1 protein-coding gene and 1 pseudogene are annotated in these 1,719 nt (G+C 71.3%); both read left to right on the plus strand.

The window, feature by feature from the left end; translation table 11 throughout:
* Positions 1 to 1,409: endolytic transglycosylase MltG (gene mltG / locus ACTIR_RS0118770; protein ID WP_324607105.1), on the plus strand; the 1,409-nt coding region annotated here is incomplete at its 5' end.
* Positions 1,375 to 1,719 (plus strand): annotated as a pseudogene (locus ACTIR_RS24315) (shikimate dehydrogenase); the annotation flags it as partial. The gene mltG and the pseudogene ACTIR_RS24315, both read left to right, overlap by 35 nt.

The following is a 1,719-nucleotide window of genomic DNA, read 5'->3' on the forward strand; positions in this document are numbered from 1 at the left end:
GGCCGCGGCGGCAGGCACCGCCGCCGGGGGCCGGTGACCGCGTCGGCGGGCGCAGGCCGTCGGCCAACGACGGTGTCCCGCCGGACGATGATCCGACCGACCTGCTCGACCTCGAGGACCCGGAGGACGACCTGCTCGACGAGGGGGTCTCCGACGATCCCTACGGGGCCTACGACGACGAGGACCTCGACGACCTCGACGACGCCGACGACGACCGCGCCGTGGCCGAGTACCTGGAGGACGAACTCGGCGACGACGACACCGACGACGATGCCGACGACGACCGGCGGCGGGGCCGTCCGCTGGTCAAGTGGGTCGCGGCGGTCGGGGTGCTCGTGCTGCTCGCCGGGGGCGCGTACTTCGGTGCGGCCGAGCTGCTCGGGTTCGGCTACGAGGACTACGAGGGCGCGGGGGAGGCCGACGTCGTCGTCCGGGTGGAGGAGGGGGACGTCACCAGTGCCATCGCGGCCGAGATGGTCGAGCTCGACGTGGTCGCGAGCAGGAGGGCCTTCCTGGCGGCCAGCGAGGGCGACGACCGCGTGTTGGGTGTGCGGCCCGGCTTCTACCACATGAAGACGAAGATGTCCGGGGAGAAGGCGCTCGAACGACTGGTCGGCGACTCCTCCCGCGTCGGGCACCTGCAGGTCCGCGCGGGCACCCAGCTCTCCGATGTCGTCCAGCCGGACGACTCGGTGACGCCGGGCGTGTTCACCCTCCTGTCCGAGGCCTCCTGCGCGGAACTCAACGGGGAGAGCACGTGCGTGTCCCCCGAGAAGCTGAGTGAGACGGCCGACTCGGTCGATCTGACCGAGCTCGGGGTGCCCGCCTGGGCCGAGCACGACGCCGCGCAGGCCGAACGCGGGCGGACCCTGGAGGGTCTGGTCGCGCCGGGGGTCTACGACGTGAAGCCGGGCTGGAACGCCGAACAGCTGCTGTCCGAGGTGTTGACGACGTCGGCAACGCGGCTGGAGGCGGCGGGGATGCCCAGTTCGGCGGGCAGCACCCCGTACAGCCCGTACCAGCTGATGGTCATCGCGTCGATCGTCGAGAAGGAGGCGGTGCGCAGCGACTTCGAGAACGTCGCCAGCGTGATCTACAACCGGCTGCGGATCGACATGGCGCTGCAGATGGACTCCACCGTGAACTACCTGAAGAAGCGCCCGGAACTGACGACGGAGGACGAGGACCGGTTCGAGGAGGGGCCGTACAACACCTATTCGCGGCCGGGGCTCCCGCCGACGCCGATCGCGTCGCCGAGCCAGGAGGCGATCGAGGCGGCGCTCGATCCCGCCGACACCGAGTACCTCTACTTCGTCAAGTGCGAGACGAACGGGCTGTCCTGCTTCTCCGAGGACATCGACGAGCACAACGCCAATGTCGAGGACGCGAGGCAACGTGGGATCTTCTGACCGCCACGCGCCCGTCCGTCGGGCGGGCGTGACGGGGAGACCGGTGCGGCACTCGCTGTCCCCGGTGCTGCACCGCGCCGCCTACCGGGCACTGGGCCTGACCGGCTGGAGCTACGAGACACACGAGGTGGACGAGCACCGACTGCGGGACTTCGTGCGTCACCTCGGCCCGGAGTGGGCGGGCCTGTCGGTGACCATGCCGGGGAAACGGGCCGCCGTCGACCTCGCGGACGAGGTCACCACCCGCGCCGCGGCCGTCGGCGCGGCGAACACCCTGGTTCCGCTCGGCGACGGCCGCTGGCGGGCGGAC

It is taken from the genome of Saccharomonospora iraqiensis subsp. iraqiensis, from assembly GCF_000430445.1.
Taxonomy (GTDB): Bacteria; Actinomycetota; Actinomycetes; order Mycobacteriales; family Pseudonocardiaceae; genus Saccharomonospora; species Saccharomonospora iraqiensis.